This window comes from Oricola thermophila, assembly GCF_013358405.1.
GTDB classification, from domain to species: domain Bacteria; phylum Pseudomonadota; class Alphaproteobacteria; order Rhizobiales; family Rhizobiaceae; genus Oricola; species Oricola thermophila.
Genome location: NZ_CP054836.1, coordinates 79,663 through 104,319, shown reverse-complemented (window position 1 = coordinate 104,319; position 24,657 = coordinate 79,663). Strand labels below are relative to the sequence as shown.

Annotated in this window: 21 protein-coding genes; 14 read left to right on the top strand and 7 right to left on the bottom strand. The window is 61.6% G+C overall.

Translation table 11 applies throughout. The features are described from left to right. From HTY61_RS00410 to HTY61_RS00395, 4 genes are read left to right on the top strand one after another with little or no spacing between them, the layout of a single operon-like run. On the top strand, positions 1-1,170 hold the full coding sequence (locus tag HTY61_RS00410; protein ID WP_175274933.1) for an acetyl-CoA acetyltransferase: 1,170 nt from the start codon (positions 1-3) through the stop codon (positions 1,168-1,170). Continuing rightward, the gene (locus HTY61_RS00405; protein ID WP_175274932.1) at positions 1,167-2,798 is read left to right on the top strand and encodes an acyl-CoA synthetase; all 1,632 of its coding nucleotides are present in this window, start codon (positions 1,167-1,169) and stop codon (positions 2,796-2,798) included. The genes HTY61_RS00410 and HTY61_RS00405 overlap by 4 nt, the downstream gene beginning before the upstream one ends. 21 nt (positions 2,799-2,819) lie before the next feature. Continuing rightward, entirely contained in the window at positions 2,820-3,560 is a 741-nt protein-coding gene (locus tag HTY61_RS00400; protein WP_175274931.1) for an SDR family NAD(P)-dependent oxidoreductase, read from the top strand. Next, entirely contained in the window at positions 3,557-4,411 is an 855-nt protein-coding gene (locus tag HTY61_RS00395; protein ID WP_175274930.1) for a PCC domain-containing protein, read from the top strand. The genes HTY61_RS00400 and HTY61_RS00395 overlap by 4 nt, the downstream gene beginning before the upstream one ends. 582 nt (positions 4,412-4,993) lie before the next feature. Here HTY61_RS00395 and HTY61_RS00390 read toward each other — a convergent pair. The 7 genes from HTY61_RS00390 to HTY61_RS00360 form a co-directional block, all read right to left on the bottom strand. Then, a complete protein-coding gene (locus HTY61_RS00390) occupies positions 4,994-5,740 on the bottom strand; it encodes an SDR family NAD(P)-dependent oxidoreductase (protein WP_175274929.1) in 747 nt (248 codons plus the stop codon). Positions 5,741-5,773: 33 nt separating this feature from the next. After that, positions 5,774-6,535: a FadR/GntR family transcriptional regulator gene (locus tag HTY61_RS00385; RefSeq protein WP_175274928.1), complete on the bottom strand. Its 762-nt coding sequence runs from the start codon at positions 6,533-6,535 to the stop codon at positions 5,774-5,776. Continuing rightward, a complete protein-coding gene (locus HTY61_RS00380; protein ID WP_175274927.1) occupies positions 6,511-7,254 on the bottom strand; it encodes a ribonuclease activity regulator RraA in 744 nt (247 codons plus the stop codon). Before HTY61_RS00380 ends, HTY61_RS00385 begins: the two co-directional genes overlap by 25 nt. A 9-nt stretch (positions 7,255-7,263) precedes the next feature. Then, the gene (locus tag HTY61_RS00375) at positions 7,264-8,541 is read right to left on the bottom strand and encodes a TRAP transporter large permease (protein WP_175274926.1); all 1,278 of its coding nucleotides are present in this window, start codon (positions 8,539-8,541) and stop codon (positions 7,264-7,266) included. 2 nt (positions 8,542-8,543) lie between these two features. Beyond that, entirely contained in the window at positions 8,544-9,074 is a 531-nt protein-coding gene (locus tag HTY61_RS00370; protein ID WP_175274925.1) for a TRAP transporter small permease, read from the bottom strand. A gap of 80 nt (positions 9,075-9,154) precedes the next feature. Beyond that, positions 9,155-10,144 (bottom strand): TRAP transporter substrate-binding protein, encoded by a 990-nt coding sequence (locus HTY61_RS00365; protein WP_175274924.1) that lies wholly within the window; start codon positions 10,142-10,144, stop codon positions 9,155-9,157. Positions 10,145-10,562: 418 nt separating this feature from the next. Then, complete coding sequence (locus HTY61_RS00360; protein ID WP_197945339.1) at positions 10,563-11,198, bottom strand: IclR family transcriptional regulator; 636 nt, start codon at positions 11,196-11,198, stop codon at positions 10,563-10,565. A gap of 218 nt (positions 11,199-11,416) precedes the next feature. On the opposite strand from HTY61_RS00360, the gene HTY61_RS00355 reads away from it, so the two are divergent. From HTY61_RS00355 to cydX, 10 genes are all read left to right on the top strand, one after another. Beyond that, complete coding sequence (locus HTY61_RS00355) at positions 11,417-13,771, top strand: cytochrome P450/oxidoreductase (RefSeq protein ID WP_175274922.1); 2,355 nt, start codon at positions 11,417-11,419, stop codon at positions 13,769-13,771. A 55-nt stretch (positions 13,772-13,826) separates the two neighbouring features. Then, a complete protein-coding gene (locus tag HTY61_RS00350; RefSeq protein ID WP_175274921.1) occupies positions 13,827-14,867 on the top strand; it encodes a TRAP transporter substrate-binding protein in 1,041 nt (346 codons plus the stop codon). A gap of 77 nt (positions 14,868-14,944) precedes the next feature. Beyond that, entirely contained in the window at positions 14,945-15,433 is a 489-nt protein-coding gene (locus HTY61_RS00345) for a TRAP transporter small permease (RefSeq protein WP_197945338.1), read from the top strand. Then, positions 15,426-16,727 carry a TRAP transporter large permease gene (locus tag HTY61_RS00340; RefSeq protein ID WP_175274920.1) on the top strand — a complete coding sequence of 434 codons (1,302 nt, stop codon included), beginning with the start codon at positions 15,426-15,428 and terminating at the stop codon, positions 16,725-16,727. The genes HTY61_RS00345 and HTY61_RS00340 overlap by 8 nt, the downstream gene beginning before the upstream one ends. A 266-nt stretch (positions 16,728-16,993) precedes the next feature. Beyond that, positions 16,994-17,887 (top strand): aldo/keto reductase, encoded by an 894-nt coding sequence (locus HTY61_RS00335; RefSeq protein WP_343045200.1) that lies wholly within the window; start codon positions 16,994-16,996, stop codon positions 17,885-17,887. A gap of 216 nt (positions 17,888-18,103) precedes the next feature. Beyond that, the gene (gene cydD, locus HTY61_RS00330) at positions 18,104-19,795 is read left to right on the top strand and encodes a thiol reductant ABC exporter subunit CydD (RefSeq protein WP_175274918.1); all 1,692 of its coding nucleotides are present in this window, start codon (positions 18,104-18,106) and stop codon (positions 19,793-19,795) included. After that, positions 19,792-21,483 carry a thiol reductant ABC exporter subunit CydC gene (gene cydC / locus HTY61_RS00325; protein WP_175274917.1) on the top strand — a complete coding sequence of 564 codons (1,692 nt, stop codon included), beginning with the start codon at positions 19,792-19,794 and terminating at the stop codon, positions 21,481-21,483. Before cydD ends, cydC begins: the two co-directional genes overlap by 4 nt. An 89-nt stretch (positions 21,484-21,572) precedes the next feature. Beyond that, positions 21,573-23,183: a cytochrome ubiquinol oxidase subunit I gene (locus HTY61_RS00320; protein WP_175274916.1), complete on the top strand. Its 1,611-nt coding sequence runs from the start codon at positions 21,573-21,575 to the stop codon at positions 23,181-23,183. Positions 23,184-23,188: 5 nt separating this feature from the next. Continuing rightward, a complete protein-coding gene (cydB, locus tag HTY61_RS00315) occupies positions 23,189-24,352 on the top strand; it encodes a cytochrome d ubiquinol oxidase subunit II (RefSeq protein WP_175274915.1) in 1,164 nt (387 codons plus the stop codon). Between the two features lie 17 nt (positions 24,353-24,369). Continuing rightward, the gene (cydX, locus tag HTY61_RS00310; protein ID WP_175274914.1) at positions 24,370-24,498 is read left to right on the top strand and encodes a cytochrome bd-I oxidase subunit CydX; all 129 of its coding nucleotides are present in this window, start codon (positions 24,370-24,372) and stop codon (positions 24,496-24,498) included. Positions 24,499-24,657: the final 159 nt, after the last annotated feature.

Here is a 24,657-nt window from a genome sequence, read left to right as displayed (position 1 = left end):
ATGACAAAAGCACAGATCGTTGGGTGGGCACACTCGCCCTTCGGGAAGTCCGAGCTGGAAGATACCGAGCAGCTCATGGCTTCCGTAGCCACCCCGGCGATGGACCATGCGGGCATAAACATGGACGACCTCGACGGGATTTTCGTCGGCGTAATGAATAACGGTTTCTCGAAGCAGGATTTCCAGGGCGCACTTGTCGCCATGGGCAACGAGAAGCTGGCGCACGTGCCCGCCACCCGGCTCGAGAATGCCTGCGCAACCGGTTCGGCGGCGCTCTATAGCGCGATGGATTTCATCGAATCGGGGCGTGGCCGCATCGCCCTTGTGGTGGGTGCCGAGAAAATGACCGCACTGCCAACCTCCGAGGTGGGGGATATTCTTCTCGGAGCGAGCTACCGGAAGGAAGAGGCGAATGTCGAAGGCGGCTTTGCCGGTCTGTTCGGCCGAATCGCCCAGACCTATTTCCAGCGCTATGGCGACCGTTCCGAGGAACTCGCCATGATCGCGGCCAAGAACCATGCCAATGGTGCGCTCAATCCCTACGCCCACATGCGCAAGGATTTCGGTTTCGATTTCTGCAATACGGTTTCGGAGAAAAACCCGTATGTGGCTGGTCCGCTGCGGCGCACGGACTGCTCACTGATCTCCGATGGGGCCGCGGCGATCGTGCTTGCCGACGAGGAAACGGCGGCTTCGCTCCAGCGCGCCATCGGATTTCGCGCGCGACGCCAGGTCAATGACGTTCTCGCTCTCAGCCGCCGCGACGTGCTGGCCTTCGAAGGCGCCCGGCGCGCTTGGTCCGGAGCACTCTCCGATGCGGAACTCGACATCAACGATCTCTCTTTCGTTGAGACACATGACTGCTTCACCATCGCCGAATTGATCGAGTACGAGGCCATGGGCCTTGCGCGGCCCGGAGAGGGACATCGCGTTGTCCGTGAGGGCACGACCGCGAGGGACGGCAAGCTGCCGGTCAATCCGTCCGGCGGCCTGAAGTCGAAGGGCCATCCGATCGGCGCGACGGGCGTTTCCATGCATGTCATGGCCGCGATGCAGCTTGCCGGGGAGGCCGGAGACATCCAGGTGCCGAATGCCGAGCTTGCGGGTGTCTTCAACATGGGTGGCGCCGCGGTCGCCAACTACGTTTCCATCCTGGAGCGCGTGAAATGACAAATGCCGCTCCCAGAGGAGGGGTCGCGCCCTGTTCCACGCGCGTGATGAACCTGGCCAATTTCCTTACGCAGGCGGCTCGCCGCCATCCGGACGATCCCGGTTTCGTGTGGGGCGACAGTGTATGGAGCTGGTCGGAGATGGAGGCGCGCGTCGAGGCCATGGCCCACGCGCTCGCCAGCGACTACGGGATAGGAAAGGGCGACCGGGTGCTGGTGCAGTCATCGAACTGCAACCAGATGTTCGAGTCCATGTTCGCCTGTTTCCGGGTGGGAGCCGTCTGGGTTCCCACCAATTACCGCCAGGCGCCGGACGAGGTCGCATATCTCTGCCAGGCGAGCGGCGCGCGAGCTATGATCTGCGGTGCGTCATTTCCCGAACATGCCCGCGCCTGCAGGGAAGCATCAACGGATCTCGAGCACCTCATCTCCATCGGTTCCGCGGATTTCGCCGAGGATTATGACGCGGTTGTCGCCCGACATCTCGGCAAGAAGATGCCAAGCTTTGCTGTGGACCGGGACGATCCGTGCTGGTTCTTCTTCACGTCTGGCACCACGGGTCGTCCGAAGGCCGCCGTGCTGACCCACGGCCAGCTCGCATTCGTCATCACCAACCATCTTTGCGACCTGATGCCGGGAACCGGACCCGACGATGCTTCGATAGTCGTCGCACCGCTTTCTCATGGCGCAGGCGTGCATCAGCTCACCCAGGTTGCGCATGCGGTCAAGACGATCTTGCCTCCGTCTGACAAGCTGGATGTGCCGCTTGTCTGGTCATTGGTCGAGAAATGGAAGGTGACAAACATGTTTACCGTCCCGACCATCCTGAAGATGCTGGTGGAGGATCCCTCCGTGGAGCGCTTCGATCACTCGACGCTTCGCTACGTGATCTACGCCGGCGCGCCAATGTACCGGGCCGACCAGAAGAAGGCGCTGGCGACGCTTGGTTCCGTTCTCGTTCAGTATTTCGGCCTTGGCGAAGTAACCGGCAACATCACCGTTCTTCCACCTGCTGCGCATTCGCTCGACGACGGCGAGGAGGCCCGCATCGGCACCTGCGGCTTCGAGCGCACGGGCATGCAGGTGCAGATACAGGACGAACGCGGCAACGAAGTTCCGCCGGGCGAAACCGGCGAGATCTGCGTCATCGGCCCTGCGGTCTTTGCTGGGTATTTCAACAATCCGGAAGCGAATGAGAAATCCTTCCGCAACGGTTGGTTCCGCACAGGCGATCTGGGCCGAATGGACGAGCAGGGCTTCCTCTACATAACGGGGCGTTCGTCGGACATGTATATCTCGGGCGGCTCCAACATCTATCCTCGGGAAATCGAGGAAAAGATCCTTATGCACCCCGACATAACGGAGGCGGCGGTGCTGGGGGTGCCCGATCCCGTCTGGGGTGAAGTCGGTGTCGCCGTTTGCATCGCACGGCCGGGAGTGAATGCGGAAAGCATCGATCTGCGTTCCTGGCTCGATGGAAAGATGGCTCGCTACAAGGTGCCCAAACGGTTTCTCTTCTGGGATGCCATGCCGAAGTCGGCCTATGGCAAGATCACCAAGAAGATGATCCGCGAGGAGCTCGAAAGGCGTGGAGAGATGCCGGTCTTCGTGACGGCCGAGACCGGTTGAGGCACGATGGGAGGAGAAACCATGAAGAGTGTCGCCATCACGGGCGGCGCGTCCGGGATCGGCTTTGCATCCGCGAAGCTGCTTCTGGCACGCGGCTTCGCCCCCTGGCTTCTGGACCTGAATCGGCGGACTCTGGCGGAAGCCTGCGCCGAACTCGGCATTCCCGCGGAACGGGGCATCGTTTGCGATGTGGCCGACGAGGTGTCGGTTGGCAAAGCCATCGGAGAAGTGACACAAACGGGACAGCTTGCAGGTGTCGTCAATTCTGCGGGCATCGCGGTGGACAGTCCGGCAGTCGACACCAGCGTCGAGGAATTCCGCCGCATTCTGGAGGTCAACCTGATCGGCTCTTTCATCGTGTCGCGAGAGACTGCTCGCATCTGGCTCGAACGTGGCGATGCGGGATCCATCGTCAACATCAGCTCCATCTCGGGCATGCGCGGCAACAAGGGCCGCAGCGCCTACGGCGCATCAAAGGGCGGCATTAACACCATGACCATGGTGATGGCGAATGAACTCGGTCCCCACGGTATCCGGGTGAATGCCGTCGCGCCGGGCCCGATCGATACGCCACTTGCCCGCAAGGTGCATACTGCAGATGTGCGCGCCCAATGGCACAGGAAGGTGCCCCTCCGTCGCTATGGAACGACTGAAGAGGTCGCGGGAACAGTCGCGTTCCTCATCTCTGACGATGGCGGCTACGTGAACGGGCAGGTAATTGCCGTCGACGGCGGTTTCATCACGGCAGGGATTTCCGAATGAGCGGCCGCAGCATCCGGCATCCCGGACCGCCGGCGCATGAACGCCACACCGCCGTTGCGTGCCGGGCGCAGGCACTGTCACTCACGCTGGAACCGGGCAAAAGCTTCAATACCAGCCTGGCCGATGCGTTTTCGTCGCATGGGTTCGAGGCGGGCTATGCCTTGCTTGACGACGTGCCGATGAAGCGCCTGGATTACGTTGTTCCCGCTGAGAGTCCCGATGAGAGCCACGCCGCTTGGTACAGCGAAACCTTCGCACCTTCTTCAGGCGGCACGATATGCAGTGCGGGGCTTCATCTGGGGCGCCGGGATGGAGAACCCTTTCTCCACTGCCATGGCCTATGGGAGTTACAGGACGAAGGACTTCGCATGGGCCACCTCCTGCCCTTCGAAGCCGAATTGCGGGAGGCCACGAAGGTCCGCGCCGTTGGCATTTCCGGAGCGCTGTTCGATGCAACTGATGATGCCGAAACGAATTTCCGACTCTTTTCGCCGCAAATCGCGAAAGCGTCGGACGTCGAGACGCCGCGCCGCGCAGTGCTCGCCACGGTTCGGCCGAATCAGGATATATGCGAAGCGATCGAGGCGATTTGCGACGAACACGGTTTCGAAGATGCGGAAGTGCTGGGAATTGGCAGCCTTGTCGGTGCCGATTTCGAGGGGGGAGGCCATGTTTCGTCATACGCCACCGAAGTTCTGATCCGCGACGGACAAGTGACGAAGTCGAAGGATGGCCCGAGAGCGCGGCTCGATATAGCCCTGGTTGGTATTGACGGTGCAATTGCGGAAGGCGTGCTATTGCGGGGAACGAACCCGGTGTGCGTCACCTTCGAGCTTCTGATCCTCGGATGATCGGCCGCGAGGGAACTGGCGGTAACGTAGACGAACTAGGGACTCTTATAACTGGGCAAAATTCGTACCAATCTGCACTGGCTCAAAGGAACCAACTCCCAGTCGCAGCCTCGTTCTCGGAACCCATGCATCACACTTCAATCTGGTGAACCAATACCTAGAGATCCATAAGGACTCGGAGAACGAAAGTACCCGTAGTCGTTATCCGCCTGCCTCCCTACGAATGGTATCGGCTACAACATGTCGTATCATGAACGCAATCATCCGCGTCCCGTTTGAAATTGTCGCTGAAGCCGGCTTTACCCATCATGGTCCCCTTGCCTCAAACCTGGGAAAGAAGGGATCTACGAATCCCTTCGCACCGCAAGTCATCGCGCCCTCGGGTTCGGCCTCATTCCCGCGTCGGCTTGGCAGCCATGCCGGAATATTGAGAGCGACAACGTTCATCGCACCGTTCAGGAACAGGGACCTGTAGGGCGAACGAGGCGATGTCGGGGTCGCTTCGACCGTCTCGACCGTCTGATCCTCAACAGGCTCCGCGGGCACCGAAAGCTCCGGAACCGGGTCCGAAGCCACCGGGCACTACGAGAACAACATGCCGCCATTGATGTCGATGCAGGCACCGGTGATGAATCCTGCCTCGTCGGAGGCGAGATAGACCGCGAGATTCGCCACGTCCTCCGATGTGCCCTCGCGTTTCAGAGGCGTGCTCTCCGCCACGCGCTTGCGCACCTCCGGTTTCGTGAACGTGTTGTGAAAATCCGTGTCGATCATACCCGGATTGATCGCGTTCACCCGGATCCTCGGCCCCAGTTCCTTCGCCAGGCCGCGGGTCATCGTCGCGACAGCCCCCTTTGAAGCGGCATAGGCGACCGCCCCGGGCCCGCCGCCGTCCCTTGCTGCCTGCGATGCCATGTTCACGATCGCACCGCCTTCCGGAATGTGGGGCAGCGCCGCCTTCACGAGAAGGAATGCCGAGGTGGCATTGAGATCCATCACCCTGCGCCAGAAATCGAGGGTCATCTCGCCAACCGTCTTGCGGGATACGAGACCTCCCGTCACCGGAATCACGATATCGATCTTGCCGAACTCGCTGACTGCACGGTCGACGAAAGCCTGGACATCCGCCTCATTGGTCATGTCGCCCTGCATGGCGAATGCCGCGCCGCCCGCAGCCCTGATTTCCTCGACGGCGCTTTCGGCCCCCTCGCTGCTACTATGATAGTTTATCCCGACCTTTGCCCCCGCTTCGGCCAGACGCATGACGCACGCCCTGCCGATATCGCGGCCTCCGCCAGAGACGATCGCTACCTTGCCCTTGAGTTGCATGAGTGTGCTCCTGTTTCAGATATCTTCTGATAGTCAGTGTTCCGCAGGGCTGCCTTCAAATACCCGCTTGCGTGCATTCTCGATGTGGGCGCGCATTTGCGTCCTTGCCGTGTCCGGGTCATGCGCCCTGATCGCGTCCATGATTGCGTTATGCTCCCGCTGAACGAGCTCCAATCGCTCCCGCGACTTGGTGAGAGACAGGTTGCGGGTAAGATTCATGCCGGTCAGGATGGTTTCCTTCATGGCGGTGCGGGCAACCGCGAAGTAGTGATTGTGGGAGGCATCGCATATCGCGACGTGGAACGCTTCGTCGGCCTCAACGCCGAGTTCTCCCGAATCGATGCAGCGATCCAGTTCGCGCAATGCCGCCTCGATACGCGCGAGATCGGTTTCGCTGCACCTCTGAGCGGCCAGGAAGGCGGCTTCGCCCTCGATAGCCGTGCGAAACTCGAACGAGCGCTGGATATCGGCAACGGAACCGACCGGCGCAAAATCGAAAACGCCCCTATCCGGACGGCGAATGACATAGGAGCCCGACCCTTGGCGTGACACGATCACCTCGTCGCTGCGCAGCTGCTTCAAGGCCTGCCTGAGCACCGGGCGGGACACGTTCAGCACCTTGCAGAGCTCATGCTCCGAAGGCATCCTTTCGCCGACGGCGATCGTTCCGTCCACGATCATTCCCAGAATGCGTTCATAGACCGAGTCCGCGAGAGTTATATCCCGCACGACACGAATCGAATGTCCGGCCGGTCCGAATTCCGTTTCTTCTATCTGTCTTTTGCTTTTCGCCATGCCTCGAATTCATCCGCGGTTTGCTGGAGTGTCGAAGGATACAGCCCGTATATGGACGAGCCGCCCTTCACCCTCTCCATTACATAATCTTCGAACACCGTCATCTCGGCCGCCTCGACCGCCACACTTTCGGTGAGATGCGACGGGATGCAGACAACTCCTTCATTGTCGCCGACGATGGTATCGCCCGGATAGATCGCCACTCCGCCGCACGCGATCGGTTCGTTGAGAGCGATGGGATGATGCCGCGTAATATTCGTCGGGGCGCTCGGGCGGACTTGGTAGGTAGGCATGCCAAGCGTGGCGATCTCGGGGGTGTCCCTGAAGCCGCCGTCGGTCACGACGCCGGCACAGCCCCGCGCCTGCAGCCTGGTGGCCAGGATGGCGCCGGCCGAGGCCGCAGTGGCATCGCCCCGCGCATCGATGACAAAGACCGCCCCTGCGGGACATTCCTCGACACCCCTGCGCTGCAGATTGTTGCGATCCGCGAAGGATTCCAGCACGTCCAGGTCCTCACGCGCGGGGATATAGCGCAGGGTATAGGCGAATCCGACCATGTTCCGGCCCGGCGCCACCCGCCTCGGCCCCTGCAGGAACACATTCCTGAGGCCGCGCCTGAAGAGAACGGTCGTCAGGGTTGCGGTGCTGACATGTGCCAGCGCCTCCCGGACCTTCTCCGGAAGCGGGTCTCCTGGGGGATTTTTCAGGGATCTGCCCATGGTTCACCTTCAAAACAGCCCCGGCAACCACATGGAGAAGCCGGGCACGTAGGTCACGAGAAGCAACGCGGCGAGAATCGCCAGGTAGAAGGGCCAGATCGTGCGAACGGAGTCCTCGATCTTCACCTTGCCGACGGCGCAGCCAACGAAGAGACAGGTTCCGACAGGCGGCGTGCAAAGCCCGAGGCCGAGATTGATCAGCAGCATGATGCCGAAATGCTCCGGCGCCATCCCCAACCCCGTGACGATCGGCAGGAAGATCGGTGTACAGATCAGGATCAGTGCAGCCATGTCCATGATCATGCCAAGCAGCAGCAGGATGACATTGATCATCAGCAGGATGACATATCGGTTTTCCGAAATCGAAACGAGCAAGTCGCTGAGCTTGGCGGGAACCTGATAGAGCGCGAGCAGATAGGCAAAGGAACTGGCGAAGGCGATGAGGATCATCACCATGACCGTGGTGCGAACCGACGAGACAACGGCGGTGACGAAGCCCTTCCAGTTCAAGCTGCGATAAAAGAACGTCGTGAGCAGCAAGGCGTAAATCGCGCCGAATGCGCCCGATTCGGTAACCGTGAACACTCCGGACAAGGTGCCGCCGACAATGATCACGGCGGTGACCAGTCCGGGCAATGCATCCAGGGCGGTTCGCGCCAGCTCAGCACCGCCGGGAAAGGGTTCGGAGGGATACTTGTGCTTCACGGCCAGGATATAGGCGGCGACCGCCAGGCAGAGACACATCAAGATGCCCGGTATCACGCCGGCCAGGAACAGGCTTGAAACGGAAATGCCGCCGCCGGCTGCCACGGCAAAGATGATCATGTTGTGGCTGGGCGGAATAACGATTCCGGCAATCGACGATGTAACCGTAACGTTGACGGCATATTCGGGCCGGTAACCGCGCTCCTTCATGACAGGAACCAGAAGCGATCCCAGAGCGGAGATATCGGCAATCGCCGATCCGGAAATGCCACCGAACAACATGCTGGAAAAGATGTTGACCATTGCAAGGCCGCCCCGGATATGGCCCACAAGCGCCGAGGCGAAGCGGACCAGGCGCACGGCGATGCCGCCATGCAGCATGATCTCGCCGGCGAAGACGAAGAACGGGATGGCCAGCAGAGAGAATACGGTGACACCGGCCATTGCGCGCTGAAACGTGATCAGCATCGGGAAGCCTTCGAACCAGAAGGCCGTGGCGGCGGCGATCCCCATGGCAAAGGCCACCGGCAGCCCGATAACCACGCCTACGGCGAAGACGCCAAGCAGAATTGCCAGCCCCATTTTCAGCGCCCCTCATCGACAGGTGTGGTGACTGCGTGTGGAAACCGCCAGACACGGCAACCAGCGCGAAATCCCGCAAAAAGAACCATCAGGCCGCCGCAGCAAACCATCGACAGCGTGCGAATGCTTTCGGGCAGGTCGAGCATGGGAAGGCGCGTGTCCCAGCCAAAATGCATGAGTTCCATGCCGGCAACGAACATGACGCCCCCGAAAATCGCCAGAATGAAATCCGCAACGATCAGCACCGCCATGCGGGCCCGTTCGCCCAGCGCATCCCTGAACATTGTAACGCCCAGGTGACCGTCATCGTGAACGCCTGCTGCCGCGCCCAGGAAGACGATGTATCCCACAAGCAGAAGCGCGAGTTGTTCCACCCAGGTCGGCGTCATGTTGAGAACGTATCGCCCGAATACGAGCCAACCGAACGTTACCACCAGAACCACGAGCGCACAGGACGCCAGGAAGATGCAGGCGGCGCTGATCCGGGCCAGAACCGCCTCGATACGCCCAACGATTTCGGCATGATCATTCATCGATCAGACTTTCCAGATACATGCAAGCAATGAAACATGCCCGGCCTTTCTCCTGAAAGGCCGGGCGGCAGATGCCGTTGTCAGTCAGCGTTGCGGATCAGGTTGACGAGATCGGCAAGATCCGGGTTCTCGGCAAGAAACGCCTCGTATACCGGCTCCATTGCATCCTGGAACGGCTTCTTGTCGGCAATCTCGTTGACTGTGACACCGCCCGCGATGACCTTTTCCATGCTGGCCTTCTCACGCTCGGCCCAGAGCTTGCGCTGCAGTTCCGCGCTATTGCGCCCGGCCTCCTTGACGATCGCCTGTTGTTCGGGAGTGAGCTTGTCCCAAGTCTTCTTGGACATGCACAGGCACTCGGGAATGATCAGGTGCTCGGTCAGCGAATAGTATTTCGCAACCTCGTAGTGGCTGGTGGACTCGTATGACGGCGGATTGTTCTCGGCGCCGTCGATCACGTTCGTCTTCAGCGACTGGAACACCTCGGCGAACGCCATCGGCGTCGCGTTGCCCCCCATGGATTCAACCATGCCTACAAACAGGTCATTGCTCATGACCCGGACCTTCATGCCCTTGATGTCGTCGGGCGTGTTGATCGGCTTGATCGAATTGTAGAAAGAGCGTGCACCGGCATCATACCAGCCAAGCGGAACCAGTCCCTTGGCCTCCATCCCTTTGCCGATGGCCTCTCCGGCCTCGCCGTCCATCAGCCTGTACATCTGCGGGATGCTCTTGAAGATGAAGGGCAGCGAAACGACGTTGGCCTCCGGAATTGACTGCCCCATCGGACCAAGGTTGAACTCGCCGAAATCGATCACGCCGAGGCGGGTCTGCTCGATCGCGTCGGGCTGGGAGCCCAGGACACCGTTATGGAAGATCTTGCCGGTGATCTCTCCTCCCGTTTTCTCGGTGACCTCCTTCATGAAGGATTCCATTCCGATGGATACCGGATAATCCTCGACATGAATATTCCAGCCGCGCAGTTCGGCCGCACTGGCGGATGCGACCGGCAAGGCCAGTCCTACGGCCAGGGTCAATGCCTTGAAGAAATTGGTTCTCAACACAAACATGTTCTCCTCCTATTCGTACATATTTGTAACCATGCTCGTATAATTGATTTCCAAATTTTGACAAGTTGATTCTGGGGCACAGCCAGCGGCGGCTCACCGGAACGGGCGCGAAGCAACCCTGCGTCACCGATTAGAAAGAACTGATTTCGCTTCAAAAATGGGACGGCACCGGCAGTATTCCGGACAGCCCATCCGCCCGGAAACGACACTGCACTTATGTGTGTAAAGAGATGTCATGATGGGGCGCCCAAGGGCCCTTGAGCACGGCCAAGACGCCGACGCCAGGAACCGGCCCGCCGAACGCGCCCACCCCCGGATTGATCGCATTTGCCCGGGTAATCCGCCGAATTGCCTCGATCGGCACTTCGAGCTTTTGCACTCTTGTCTTGAAACCCGTTCCCCGAACGGCGGCGAAGCCTCAGGCAAACCTTGCGGACAAGGCGCGGGCCGCCTCCGGAACGGCTCGACACACCATATCCATTTCCAGTGTCTCCAAGGCGACAACGCCGATGGAATAGTCCATCCCCGCGAATGCCTCGCTAGGTAAACGAACCGGGCTCGATACGCCAACCGCCCCCTTGTGCAGCTGGCCGCGCGTGACACTGTACCCGTGCGCGCGGGCAAAACGGATATCCACCGAGTCGTCCGGTCGCTCGGGCCGCGTCGACAGAATCGCGATTCCTGCCGCGCCGCGATCGATCGGGTGACGTGTCCCCACCCGGTAATGGATGTTTACATCGGCTTCGCGCGGTTCGGCGGTCAGCACGACCACGCACTCGGCGCCTTCCGCCATGGAAAGAAACGCTGTCGCGCCGGTCTGTTCCGCGAGGTCTTCCAGGACGGGTCGCGCCAACGAACGGACAATACCGCCTGCCTGCGCAGCCAGCAGAAACGCCGCTGCGCCAAGCACGATCCGCCCGTCATCGAGACGCCGGACCATGCCCCGGTCGGCAAGCGTGGCAACGATCCGATAGGCTATGGCACGGTGCAGGTTCAACCGGCCGGCCAGTTCGCCGACCTTCACCCCGCCGGGCGTGCGCGCGATCAGCAGCAATGCTTCTATGCCGCGATCAAGCGTTTGAAGCGTGCCATTTCCCATTCTGTTTCCCGAGTTCGTCGCCCCTTGTCCGGACCGGCCTTTATTCACAATCGCTACCGCCCGGCAACAGCGTTACCCGATTGCGCGCGATTTTGTAACTATAATAGAGATTGATTGTCCGATAAAGATGAATTACAGGAAATTGGAATGATGCGACCGATGGGAGGGGCAGCATGACAGGCACGGTTGAGCACCCGTCGCGGGCTTCGCGGGAATGCCCCTTCAGCAGCGAATCTGCTTCCTCCCCGGCCCGGGACACCTGTCCCGCATTCGATCCGGCAGCGCTGGCGCGCGAGTTCGACCCCTTTCAGCCCCCCTACCAGTTGGACCCGGCGGAGGCGCTGCGCTGGTCGCGCGACCAGTTGCCCGTCTTCTACGCTCCCCGGCTGGGTTACTGGGTGGTCAGCCGCTACGAGGACATCAAGGCGGTGTTCCGCGACAACATCCTGTTTTCTCCGCGGAACGTGCTGGAAAAGATCACCCCGGCCACCGCGGAAGCCGTTGAGGTCCTGAAAAGCTACGGCTACGCGATGAACCGCACAATGGTGAACGAGGACGAGCCGGCACATATGGAGCGCCGCCGCGCACTGATGGACCATTTCATCCCCGCCAATCTCGAAAAGCACCAGGAAATGGTCCGCCGCCTGACGCGCGAGAAGATGGATGAATTCATCGATACCGGTCGCGTCGATCTCGTTGACGCCATGCTCTACGAGGTGCCGCTGAACGTGGCGCTGCATTTTCTCGGCGTGCCCGAGGACGAAATCGCGGTTCTCAGGAAATTCTCGGTCGCGCACTCGGTCAACACCTGGGGACGCCCGACGGATGAACAGCAGGTCGCGATCGCCCATGACGTGGGACGATTCTGGAAATATGCGGGCGAGATCATCGAGAAGATGAAAAGCGAGCCCGAAGGCACCGGCTGGATGCACGAGACCATCCGCAAGAATGCCACAATGCCCGATGTGGTCACCGACAGCTATGTGCATTCGATGATGATGGCAATCATCGTCGCCGCACACGAAACGACCTCGTTGGCCTCGGCGAACATGTTCAAGACGCTTCTGACCCACCGCGATGCCTGGGACGACATATGCGCCGATCCAAGTCTGGTCCCGAACGCGGTCGAGGAATGCCTGCGCTATGCCGGCTCGATCGTTGCGTGGCGACGTCAGACCACGGCACCGACCAGCCTCGGCGGCATCGACCTGCCGGAGGGCGCGAAGCTGCTCATCGTACAGGCCTCGGGCAACCGGGACGAGCGCCACTTCGAGGACGGAGACACCTTCGACATTTACCGGGACAACGCCATCGATCACCTGACCTTCGGCTATGGCAGCCATCAATGCATGGGCAAGAACATTGGCCGGATGGAGATGCGCATTTTTCTTGAGGAAATGACGCGCCGCCTGCCTCACTTGCGGCTGGCCGAGCAGGAATTCACCTATCTGCCCAACACCTCGTTCCGCGGACCGGATCACCTCTGGGTCGAATGGGATCCGGCGCAGAATCCGGAACGGAAACACCCCGCCCTTGCACGTGAACATCTCCACTTTCCCGTCGGCGCGCCGTCGCGCCGCGACATCGCGCGCAAGATTCGCGTTGCCGAGGTGCGCCGGGAGGCAGACGGAATAATCGGACTGACGCTCGAGGATGCGAAGGGGCGTCCGCTTCCGGCGTGGAGTCCCGGTGCCCATGTCGAACTGTGCGTGGGCGAATATGACCGTAAGTATTCGCTATGCGGCAAGCCGGGAGCATCGGGCTATGAAGTCGCCATACTGCGCGAGGACGGAGGCCGCGGCGGGTCTCGCCACATTCACGACACCGTGCGCGAGGGAACGGAGCTTCGAATGCGCGGTCCGAGCAATCTTTTCCGCTTGGACGAGCAGGCCGCTCACCATGTACTGATTGCTGGCGGAATCGGCATTACGCCGATACTGGCCATGGCCGACCGTCTGAAGGCGCTCGGCAAGAACTATGCCATCCACTATTGTGGACGTTCGCGTTGCAGCATGGCGTTTCTGGATCGGCTCGCGGCCGACCATGGCGAGAGGCTGACGGTCTACGCGGGGGACGAAGGTCGGCGTGCGGACCTCCCGACGATTGTTGCGGGCCTGCCTGATGGCGGCCAGATCTATTGCTGCGGCCCCGACCGGATGATCGCCGCGTTGGAGGATCTGACAGCCGATATGCCCGAAGGCACGCTCCATTTCGAGCATTTCACGGCCGACAGTTCCGCACTCGACCCCGAGAAGGAAAGCGCGTTCGAGGTCGAGTTGAAGGATTCGGGCCTCTCGTTGAAGGTTGCGGCCGACCAGACATTGCTCGACGCAATCCGCGCCGCCGGCATAGACGTGGCCTCCGATTGTTGCGAAGGCCTGTGCGGAAGTTGCGAGGTTTCCGTTCTCGCAGGAGACATCGACCACCGTGACAAGGTGCTTACCCGCGCGGAAAGAGCCGAAAACACACGCATGATGGCCTGTTGCTCGCGTGCGAAAAACGGGAGCCGGATCACGCTGGCGCTCTGAGCCGCGGCGGCACCGGTCTTCAAACAGAATCAACGTCCAGAGGGAGGATCTCCAAATGAAATTCGCATCCAACATTGTGGCCGGCATGGCGCTGGCGGCGGCGGTGTCCGTATCGGGCGCGGTTGGCGCCGAGGCCAAAACGAAAATGAAGATCAGCCACTATCTGCCTGCGGTACACGGCATCCATACGGACTTCATCGAGCCCTGGGCCCGGCAGGTGTCGGAATGCACCGGCGGTGAGGTCGAGTTCGAGATCTATCCGGCAGGCACGCAGCTCGGCAATGTCGCCCGTCAGCAGGAGCAGGTGATGGCTGGCGTGGTCGATATCGCCCACGGCCTGCACGGCATCCCGCGGGGGCGTTTCCCGCGCACATCGCTGATCGACATGCCGTTCCTTACCGACGATGCCGGCGCGGCGACCTATGCCCTGTGGTCGATGCTGCCCGACGAACTGGCCGAGGAATACGAGGGCATGAAGGTGTTGGCGCTGCACGCTCACAATGGTGGGCTGGTTCACACCTCGGAGAAGAAGGTCGAGACGATGGAAGACCTGAAGGGGCTGCGCATTCGCACCCCGTCTCCGGCAATATCGGACATGCTGTCCTTCCTCGGCGCCGACCCGCAAGGCTTGCCGCCGGGCGAGGCCTACGAGAATATTCAGCGCGGCGTCATCGACGGCACGGTGTTCCCATGGGATCCGGTCAAGTCGTTCGGCTTGAACGAGGTTCTGCAATATCACCTCGACGCCGGTGTCTACACGGTGTCCTTCTTCTTCGTGATGAACGAGCGCTCCTACAATCGTCTATCGCCGGAGGCGCAGGCCTGTGTCGACAAGTACTCCGGAGATGCGCTGGTCGCAAAATTCGGCGATTGGTGGGACAAGTGGGATGCGCCCGGCCGTCAGCAGGCTATCGATGCCGGCCACGTGATCAGCGAGCTCGCCGACGATGAACGCGCGCGCTGGCGCGAGGCACTCCAGCCGATGATGTCCGCCTATCTTCAGAAAATGAAGGATGCGGGTATCGACGACGCTGACGAAATCTATCAGAAGATGCAGGACAGGATCGCGGAATACGAAGCCTCGCATCGGGACTGATGCCGATCGTGGCGTGATCGTGACTCCGGCCTGATCACGGATCGGGCCGGAGTTTGACGTTTGCAGGAGGGTGGCCGTTGATACAACTCGCAAAGCGGGCGAGGAGCCTCGTACTGGCAATGACGGTTGCTGGCGTTCTGGCTTATGGCGCGGCTGCGGCAGTGACAGTGGCGGACGTGATTGGACGCCAGTTCGGGATGCCTATCGAAGGGGTGGTGGATCTTGTCCAGCTCTTCGTGATGGCCGGCGCCTGGCTGGTAATGCCCTATGCTTTCATGGAGGCCACCCATGTAAGCGTGGACTTCCTGCTCGCCGCGTTACCGCGGTCGGTGACGCAGCTTCTGGTGATCGTATCCGCACTTGTGACTCTCGCGCTCCTGGCGTTCATGCTCTGGCAGGGCTTCTTGACTTTCCGCACCCGCACCATGTTCGGCGACAGGTCACAGCAGCTTGGCATTCCGATCGCTTGGTACTGGTATCCGCTGCTGGTCGGCCTTGCCGCCTCGATGATCGGCGCGACCCTGCGTTTTCTTAATGCCCTGAGGCAGGAGGCGCCCAATGAGTGACGCGGTTCTTGGATTGGCCGGTTTCTTCGCGGCATTGACCCTGATCGCATTTGGCCTGCCCGTCGCGATCTCGATGGCAGTGATCGGCGCTCTAGGATATTGGTATCTCAACGGTTGGACCGGTGTGGCCTACATACTGGGCTCAAGCCCGTTCGAGTCGATCTTTCCCTACTCGTTTTCCGTAATCCCGCTTTTCGTCATGATGGGGGTCTTTGCCTCGCACGCGGGATTGTCCCAATCTCTCTTCAACGTCATCAACGCCTTCGTCGGCCATCGCAAGGGCGGTCTCGCCATCACCACAGTGGGGGCCAGCGCGGTATTCGGCGCGATCTGCGGATCGTCCCTCGCCACCGTCGCCACGATCGGACGGGTCGCCCTGCCCGAGATGAAGCGGCACGGTTACGACGCGTCGCTGTCCACCGCGACCGTCGCCGCCGGCGGCACGCTGGGCGTGCTGATTCCGCCCTCTGTGCTCCTGGTGATCTACGGTCTGCTGACCCAAAGTTCCATCGGTCAGCTTTTCATCGGGGCTCTTGTACCCGGCCTGCTTGGAGCGCTGCTCTATTCCGTAGCAATCATGATCCGCGTGCGGATGAAGCCGGACATGGCGCCCCGAACCGCCCGAACCGGATGGCGGGAACGGCTGCGGCACATGGGGCAGGTCTGGCCGGTGGTGCTTCTCTTCCTGGTGGTCATCGGCGGTATCTACCTGGGATGGTTTTCGCCGACCGAAGCTGCCGCGGTCGGAGCAGTGGGCGCCTTTCTCTTGGCGCTGCTTTCCGGCGAGTTGAACCGGGCAACGCTGAAGGCATCGGTCTTCGAAACCGCAGGCCTGACCGGAATGATTTTCTTCATCCTGATTGGGGCCGCGCTGTTCAACTTCTTCCTTGAGAACACCGGTCTTCCTCAATTCCTTATCGAGCAAATCCGCAATATCGGCCTCGGCCCGCTCGCGATCATGATCCTGATCCTGATCTTCTACATCGTGCTAGGCTGCTTCATGGATTCGATGTCGATGATCCTGCTGACAGTGCCGCTGCTGGCACCGGTATCGGCGGAACTCGGCTACGATCTTGTCTGGTTTGGTATCGTCGTGGTCACGGTTGCGGAGATCGGATTGATCACCCCGCCCATCGGAATGAACCTGTTCGTCGTCCAGGCTGCGGCAAGGGACGTCACGCAGGCCACTGTGATCCGGGGCATTCTGCCATTCATCTTGGCGGACATCCTGCGGCTGGCGCTTTTGGTTGCCTTCCCGGCACTCGTGCTCTGGCTCCCGTCCCAGGCATTCTGATAGGGACAACCGAAACGCCGCACGATGCATCCGGCGAATCCGTCGGCCGATCGAATGCGGATTCCGCCAAACCTTTCATATCTGAAAGCCGCCTTTCGGCAATGGTCGTTGATGCCGCTTGCACGCTCTGGAAGCATTCATGCCCTGCGCATGAAAAAAGCCCGGCAACAATGAGGAAGATGCATATGGCCGTCCAAATGACCTTGTGGAACGGAGCTCGTGTCCCCCGCGTAGGCGTGGGATGCTGGGCGATCGGTGGGCGAATGATGAGCGGCGCCGTTTCACTCAATTATGGCGAAGTCGATGACGCCGCCGCACTTGCCGGCCTGAGAGTCGCGGACGAGATGGGCGCCAGGGTCTTCGACACCGCCGCGGCCTATGGCGGGGGCCATTCCGAGTGGCTGCTCGGCCAGGCTTTTGGAGGACGAGACGACCTGGTCATCGTTACCAAGTTCGGTCACAGGGTCGATCCCGGCACGCGTCAGTTTCTCGACGAGCGGCTGACGCCCGCCCTTATCCGGGAGACAGTCGATCAGAGCCGGTTGAACCTGCAGCGGGATCGACTCGATCTCGTGCTCTTCCATGTCAACGATTTCGATCCCGCCGAGGCCGGTTTCGTATTCGATACGTTGGACGAACTGCGCGACGCGGGCATCATCGGTGCCTACGGATGGTCGACGGACCACGTGGAAAGCGCCCGCGCTTTCGCCGGCCGGGACGGCTTCGTCGCGATCGAGAACGACCACAACATCTTCGACCGCGCCGAACCGCTGATGGCATTTGCGAAAGAGGCCGGGCTGATATCCCTCAACCGGTTGCCGCTGGCCATGGGCCTGCTGACCGGAAAGTATCGCGGCGGCAAGGCTGTCGGCCCGGGCGATCTGCGCGCTGAAAAACTGGACTGGATGAAATACTTCCGGAACGGCAGGGCGACCCCCGAATTCGCCACTCGTCTGGAGGCGATACGAGATCTCCTGTGTACCGGCGGACGAAGCCTGGCGCAGGGGGCGCTTGGCTGGATCCTGGCGAAGGCGCCCCACGCGATTCCCGTTCCTGGCTTCAAGTCCGAGACCCAGGTCCGCGACAATCTGGGCACTCTCGAAAAGGGGCCCTTGCCCGATGCGATCATGGCCGAAATCGACGCCGTGCTGGACGCATAACCGGCAGCCATCTGAGAAGACACCCGACATCCGGAAAGGAGTGTTGTTATGTCTTCCAGCCCCGCCTTCGTCTGCCGCATCTTGTGCCCGACAACACGGACTGAAGTCGGGCCGACCAGGCACCTGAATGGCGGGATGGCTTGATCAGGATCATTTGAAATGCTTGCCTGCAGGTGGAAAGTGCAATCGCTCTTCACCGCAACAACGCATCGAGAAATGGACGAACGGGCCAGTAAAGCAAGGGCGGCAGCACGCCTTGACGGAATGCTCGCGCCGGATCGACGACGCCTGTCCGCGGCATCCTGGCTGACCGCACTGACCTCGCTGTTGTGGATTCCGCAGGCCGCCCTCGTCGCCGGCCAGCTGGCGGCGCTGATCGCCGACGAAGACCCGTTCCCCGGTCCCTTGGTGGCGAGTGTCGCTTTTTTCGCCATCGGGATTCTGCGCGCCGTATTGTCGAGCATTGCCGGCGGCATGGCATTCGCGGTAGCCGACACGACGCTGTCAAGGGAGCGGGCGAAAATGCTGAAGGAACAGGCGCGCCGCTCGCCGGTCGTTGCCGGGCGGAATTCTTCCGCGGAGATTGCAAGTCTTGCCGCCGACAAGCTGGATCTGGTGGCTCCGTATCTTACCCGCTACGCCCCGGCCATGGCCCGGACGCGTGTCGTTCCGCTCGCCATTCTGGCGATCTCCTTTGCAGTGTCATGGATCGTCGGCGTGATCCTGCTGGTGGCCGGCCCGCTCATCCCGGTATTCATGGCGCTCGTCGGCATGGCGGCACGTGACGCAAGCGAAAGGCAGATGCAAGAGATAGGCGGCATGAACGCATTGCTGCTTGAACGCATTCAGGCACTTACGGACTTGCGCCTGCTGGATGCGGTGGGACGCACCGTCGACGACTTCGAAGCCGCCGCCGACCGCCTGCGCCGCCAGACAATGGAAGTCCTGCGTATCGCCTTTCTGTCCTCGACCGTATTGGAACTGTTCGCCGCCATAGGCGTGGCCCTGGTGGCAGTCTATGTCGGTTTCGCGCTTATTGGCGAGTTGCGCTTCGGTGCCTGGGCAACCCCGCTGACGGCGGGAGAAGGCATCTTCCTTCTGCTGCTCGCGCCTGATTTCTTTCAGCCACTGCGCGATCTTGCCGCCGCCTGGCACGACAAGGCGTCCGCCCTTGCCGTTGCCGGCGAGATCGCCGAAATGGAATGCGGACACGAAATGCCCATGCTGGGTGCGGGCGCCAGTACCGCGCCGCTTTCCGGATCGGCACGCATTGTCACCCGTGACTTGCTTTGGACGACACCCGGCGGTCGGAAGATCCACTTTCCGGACATCCGTGTTGAAGCCGGCGAGTCGCTGGCCATTACCGGCCGCAGCGGCAGCGGCAAGACGACCTTGCTGGCGCTCTTGGCCGGGCTCGCACCAGCCACGGACGGAAAGATCGAGGTCGCCGGAGTGCATCTCGACGACGAAATCGCCGACGCCTGGCGCGCGCGGCTCGGATGGATCGGGCAGGCACCGCACTTTTTCAACGAGAGCCTGCGCGCAAATCTGCTTTTGTCAGCGCAAGACCGGGACGATGCGCGCCTATCGCAAGCGATTGCAAAGGCATCGGCGGAAGGCATCGTCGCGGCATTGCCGCGCGGCCTGGACACGCAGCTCGGCGAGACCGGCCACGGCGTTTCCGGCGGCGAGGCGCGCCGGCTCATGATTGCAAGGGCACTTTATTCGGATGCCGACGTCGTGCTGGCCGACGAGCCGACAGCGGATCTCGACGAAGCTACGGCCAAGGCCGTGACCGAAGGGCTGCTGGCCTTGGCGAGCCGTGGCACGACCCTGATCGTCGCTACCCACGACATGGAACTGGCTGGCCGGCTTGATCGGATCGTCGAATTGGAGAACGCGGAATGAAGACGCTTCTTCCGATCATTCGGCGCATCTGGTCACATGAGTGGTGGGCGCTTCTGCGCGGCACCGCACTGGCCATGCTTGTCCTGATCGCCGGTATCGCGCTGCTGGGCCTTTCCGGCTGGTTCATTACCGCCGCGGGTCTCGCCGGAGTGGCCGGCGCCGGCATTGCTTTCGACGTTTTTCGCCCGAGTGCCGGTGTGCGTTTCCTCGCACTCGGCCGTACAGCCGCACGGTACGGCGAACGTATCCTGACCCATGACGCGACACTGCGCAGCCTCGCCCGGCTCCGGGTACAGCTGCTCGCGGCGTTGGCCAACACGCCATTCGCACGACTTCCCGCGCTGCGTGCATCCGAACAGCTCAACCGCCTGACGCGGGATGTCGATGCCCTCGACGGCGTGGCGCTCCGACTGCTGATCCCCATCGTCTCCGCCCTGACCGCTGTCGCATTGACGGCGGCGGTGTTGCGGTTCCTGGTTGATCCCCGTGTCGTAACCTGGCTGCTTTCCACCTATGTGCCGGGTTCCGCGCTCGCACTGGTCTTTGTCGCTTGGCGCTCGCGCAAACCGTCGCGTAGCGGGCAACTCGCGCTCAATGCCTTTCGCATGCGTTTCGTCGACTTGCTGCGTGCGCGCGCGGATCTGGCCGTATCGGGAAAGCTCGCCACGCGAATGGAACATGTCACGGCGGCGGAGGCACGAATGCGCGCCGCTGTCGCTCGCACCGACCGCATCGAGCGCACTGGCGGCATCATCCTGTCGGTGACCGAATCCGCAGCGGCAGCGGGAGCCCTGCTGGCCGGAGCGATGCTGGCGAAAACGGGATCGATCGACCCTGCCCGCGCCGCGCTTGGTTTCTTCGCCGCCCTTGCGCTTGCCGAGATGCTCGGCCCGCTTCGGCGCGGCATGGCGGAGATTGGACGCATGACCGACGCCGCACGCCGGGTAAACCGCCTGCTTGCGACGGGCGAGAACTCCGCGGATCGGATAGACGAGTGGCCGCCGACAACCCGACGAGACAGCCCGGCTCTGGTGATGCGCGATGTGCGATTCATGCATCCGGGAGCCGAAGCACCCGTTCTCGACCGTTTCGAACTGAAGATCGGTGCCGGCGAGATAGTCGCCTTGGTGGGACCCAGCGGCAGCGGCAAGTCAACGATCCTTCACCTCGCTGCTCGCATGCTCGATCCGGACGAGGGTCAGGTGGAGATCCTGGGAATCGCGGCCCGGAAATGGTCCGAACCGGCCTTGCGCGAAGCCGTCGCGCTGCTCCCCCAACGCAGTGCCCTTCTCAGCGGCACGATCCGCGACGCACTTGCCCTTGCACGCCCCGATATCGATGATCGCGAAGCCTGGTCCGCGCTGACCGCGGTGGCCCTTGACCGGGCCGTGCAGGAACGCGGCGGCGTCGACAGCCGGCTGGGCGAATCCGGTGCCGGCCTCTCCGGAGGCGAACGCCGCCGGTTGGCGCTCGCTCGCGTTCTCCTGCGTCGGCCATCTCTGCTCCTTCTCGATGAACCGACGGAAGGCCTTGATCGCGAAACCGCCCGAAACGTGCTGGCTGGAATCCGCGGTTACCTTCCCGATGCGACCATTGTGCTTGCCTCCCACCGCGCCGCCGAACGTGAATTCGCGGACCGGGTTCACTATGTCGCACCCGCGGGAAGTCCCGCTCCGCCGGGGAATTGATTTGCATCAATGCTCTCGTGGCTTTCCGTTGCGATCTGTTCTTGGAAACATGCAGCCGGGATGCATGTTTGGATAGAAAGGAACGAAAGATGGAGCTCGATGTCGTTGAGCTGTCTCGCCTGCAATTCGCGATGACGGCAATGTACCATTTCCTCTTCGTCCCGCTCACGCTTGGCCTCTCGATCATCGTCGCCATCATGGAGACGGTCTATGTCATGACCGACCGTCCCATCTGGCGCCAGATGACCAAGTTCTGGGGTACGCTGTTCGGGATCAACTTCGTGCTGGGGGTCGCCACCGGCATTACCATGGAGTTCCAGTTCGGCATGAACTGGAGCTATTACAGTCACTATGTCGGCGACATCTTCGGAGCACCGCTTGCCATAGAGGGTCTCATGGCCTTCTTCTTGGAGGCAACCTTCGTCGGCCTCTTCTTCTTCGGATGGGACAAGCTTTCCAAGGTGGCTCACTTGGTCGTCGCTTGGCTTGTCGCGATAGGTTCAAACCTTTCCGCCCTGTGGATACTCATCGCCAATGGCTGGATGCAGAATCCGGTCGGCGCGGAATTCAACCCGATGACGATGCGCATGGAGATGACCTCGTTCTACGACGTACTGTTCAACGAGGTCGCACAAGCGAAATTCGTCCACACGGTCTCCGCCGGCTATGTCACGGCAGCGGTCTTCGTGCTCGGTGTTTCGGCCTGGTACATGCTCAAGGGCAGGCATGTCGAGCTGGCCCGCCGCTCCATCGCGGTCGCGGCGAGCTTTGGCCTTGCCTCCGCATTGTCTGTGGTCGTGCTCGGCGACGAGTCCGGCTATTCGGCAACGCATTCTCAGAAAATGAAGCTGGCGGCCATCGAGGCCATGTGGGAGACGCAGCCGGCACCGGCCTCCTTCACGCTGGTCGGCATTCCGGACCAGGAGGCCCGCGAGACCAAGTACGCGATCCACATTCCCTACGTGATGGGCCTGATCGGCACCCGCTCGCTGACCCAGGTCATTCCCGGAATCGACGAGCTGGTCGCCACCGCGGAACAGCGTATCCGCTCCGGCATAGTCGCCTATGACGCACTCGTGCGACTGCGCACCGAACGCGAAACGGCGCCGCAGGAAGTCCGCGACACCTTCGAGGAACACAGCGCAGACTTGGGCTTTGCCTTCCTGCTGCGCCGCTACGTCGACGATCCGCGCGAGGCGACCGAGGAACAGATACTCATGGCTGCCAACGACACGGTTCCGACCGTGTGGCCGCTGTTCTGGGCCTTCCGGCTGATGGTCGGACTCGGTTTCTCCTTCATCGCGGTGATGGCCTATTTCTTCTACCGGGCCTCTTTCCGCAGGATGCAGTTCCCGAGACCTGCCCTCTGGTTTGCGGTGATAATCATCCCGACACCGTGGATCGCCGCGGAGCTTGGTTGGTTCGTGGCGGAATACGGACGCCAGCCATGGACCGTTGACGGCGTGTTGCCGACCGCTATTTCGGTCTCGCATCTGAGTGTCGCCGACCTGCTGATTACCCTTGCCGGCTTCGTTACCTTCTACACGATCCTGTTCATCATCGAGATGGGACTGATGCTGAAATACATCCGCAAGGGTCCCTACCAGGATGTGAAGGAAACAGAGGCGTGGATGGCACGGCATGAACATCGTTTGCGCACTCACAACGGCAACGTGCCTGGCGCACTTCCAGCGGAGTAAGAACCATGATCCTGCATGAACTCATCAGTTTCGACCTGCTTCGCGTCATCTGGTGGCTGCTGCTCGGCGTCCTGCTGATCGGCTTCGCGCTTACCGACGGCTTCGACATGGGGGTCGGCGCGTTGCTGCCTTTCGTGGCAAAGACCGATGCCGAGCGGCGGGTCGTCATCAACACCGTGGGCCCCGTCTGGGAGGGCAACCAGGTCTGGTTCATCCTCGGTGGCGGCGCCATTTTCGCAGCCTGGCCACCGCTCTACGCGGTCTCGTTCTCGGGGTTCTACCTGGCCATGTTCGTCGTTCTGGCTGCTCTCATCCTGAGGCCGGTCGGCTTCAAGTACCGCTCCAAGCGCGACGGCGCCGCATGGCGCAATGGCTGGGACTGGGCATTGTTCGTCGGCGGGGCCGTGCCGGCTTTGATCTTCGGCGTGGCGGTCGGCAATGTCCTCCAGGGCGTGCCCTTCCGTCTGACCGAAGATCTTTTCCCGGTCTACGAGGGCGCCTTTTATGCCAAGTTCCTCGGCCTCCTGAACCCGTTCGCCCTGCTTGCCGGACTCGTGTCCTTCGGGATGCTCCTGATGCATGGCGCGGCATGGCTGACCGTCAAGGCCGAGGGCGTCATCGTCGACCGTGCCCGCGCGATCGGTACATGGATGGGATTGCTGGCCATGGCCGGCTTCGCACTGGCCGGCGTATGGCTCGCCTTCGGCATCGACGGCTACGCCCTTGTCGGCGACGCAGTTGCGAACGGCCACTCCAACCCGCTCCATTCGGAAGTGGAAAAGGGAGTCAGCTGGCTGACAGCCTACGAGAAACGTCCGTGGATCGCGATCGCGCCCGCGCTCGGCTTCCTCGGTATGGCCATGGCCATCCGCGGCCTGCGCACCGGCGGAGAGGTTTCGACACTGCTTTGGTCGAAGCTCGGCATATTCGGTATAATCTCGACTGTGGGGCTGACCATGTTCCCCTTCATCCTGCCCTCGTCGATCGACCCGAAGTCGTCGCTCACGGTCTGGGACGCCTCGTCCTCGCACCTGACGCTTTTCGTCATGCTGGTCGTGACCGTGATCTTCATGCCGATCATCCTTCTCTACACCGCCTGGGTCTACAAGGTGTTGTGGGGCAAGGTGACGGAGGATGAAGTGACGTCGAACAGCGACAGCGTCTACTGAGACAAGGAGACAACATCATGTGGTATTTCGCCTGGCTTCTCGGCCTGCCTGTCGCGGCCATGTTTGCGGTGGTCAACGCGATGTGGCTGGAGATGCAGCAGGACCGCCTGCTGACCGAGGACGAATCCTCCCCGGGTCGCGGCTAGCCCCATCCGCAGCGACGAAGTGATCGGTGCCGGTCATCGGCGCCGGTTCCGCGCCGGCAAACGGCGCAACGACCGGAAGTGAAGTGGCTCCGGTCATTTGATCCCCCCTCGGATCGCATAGTGTCCCGCCAGCCCCCGGTCCGGCCTGCCCCGGTCCGG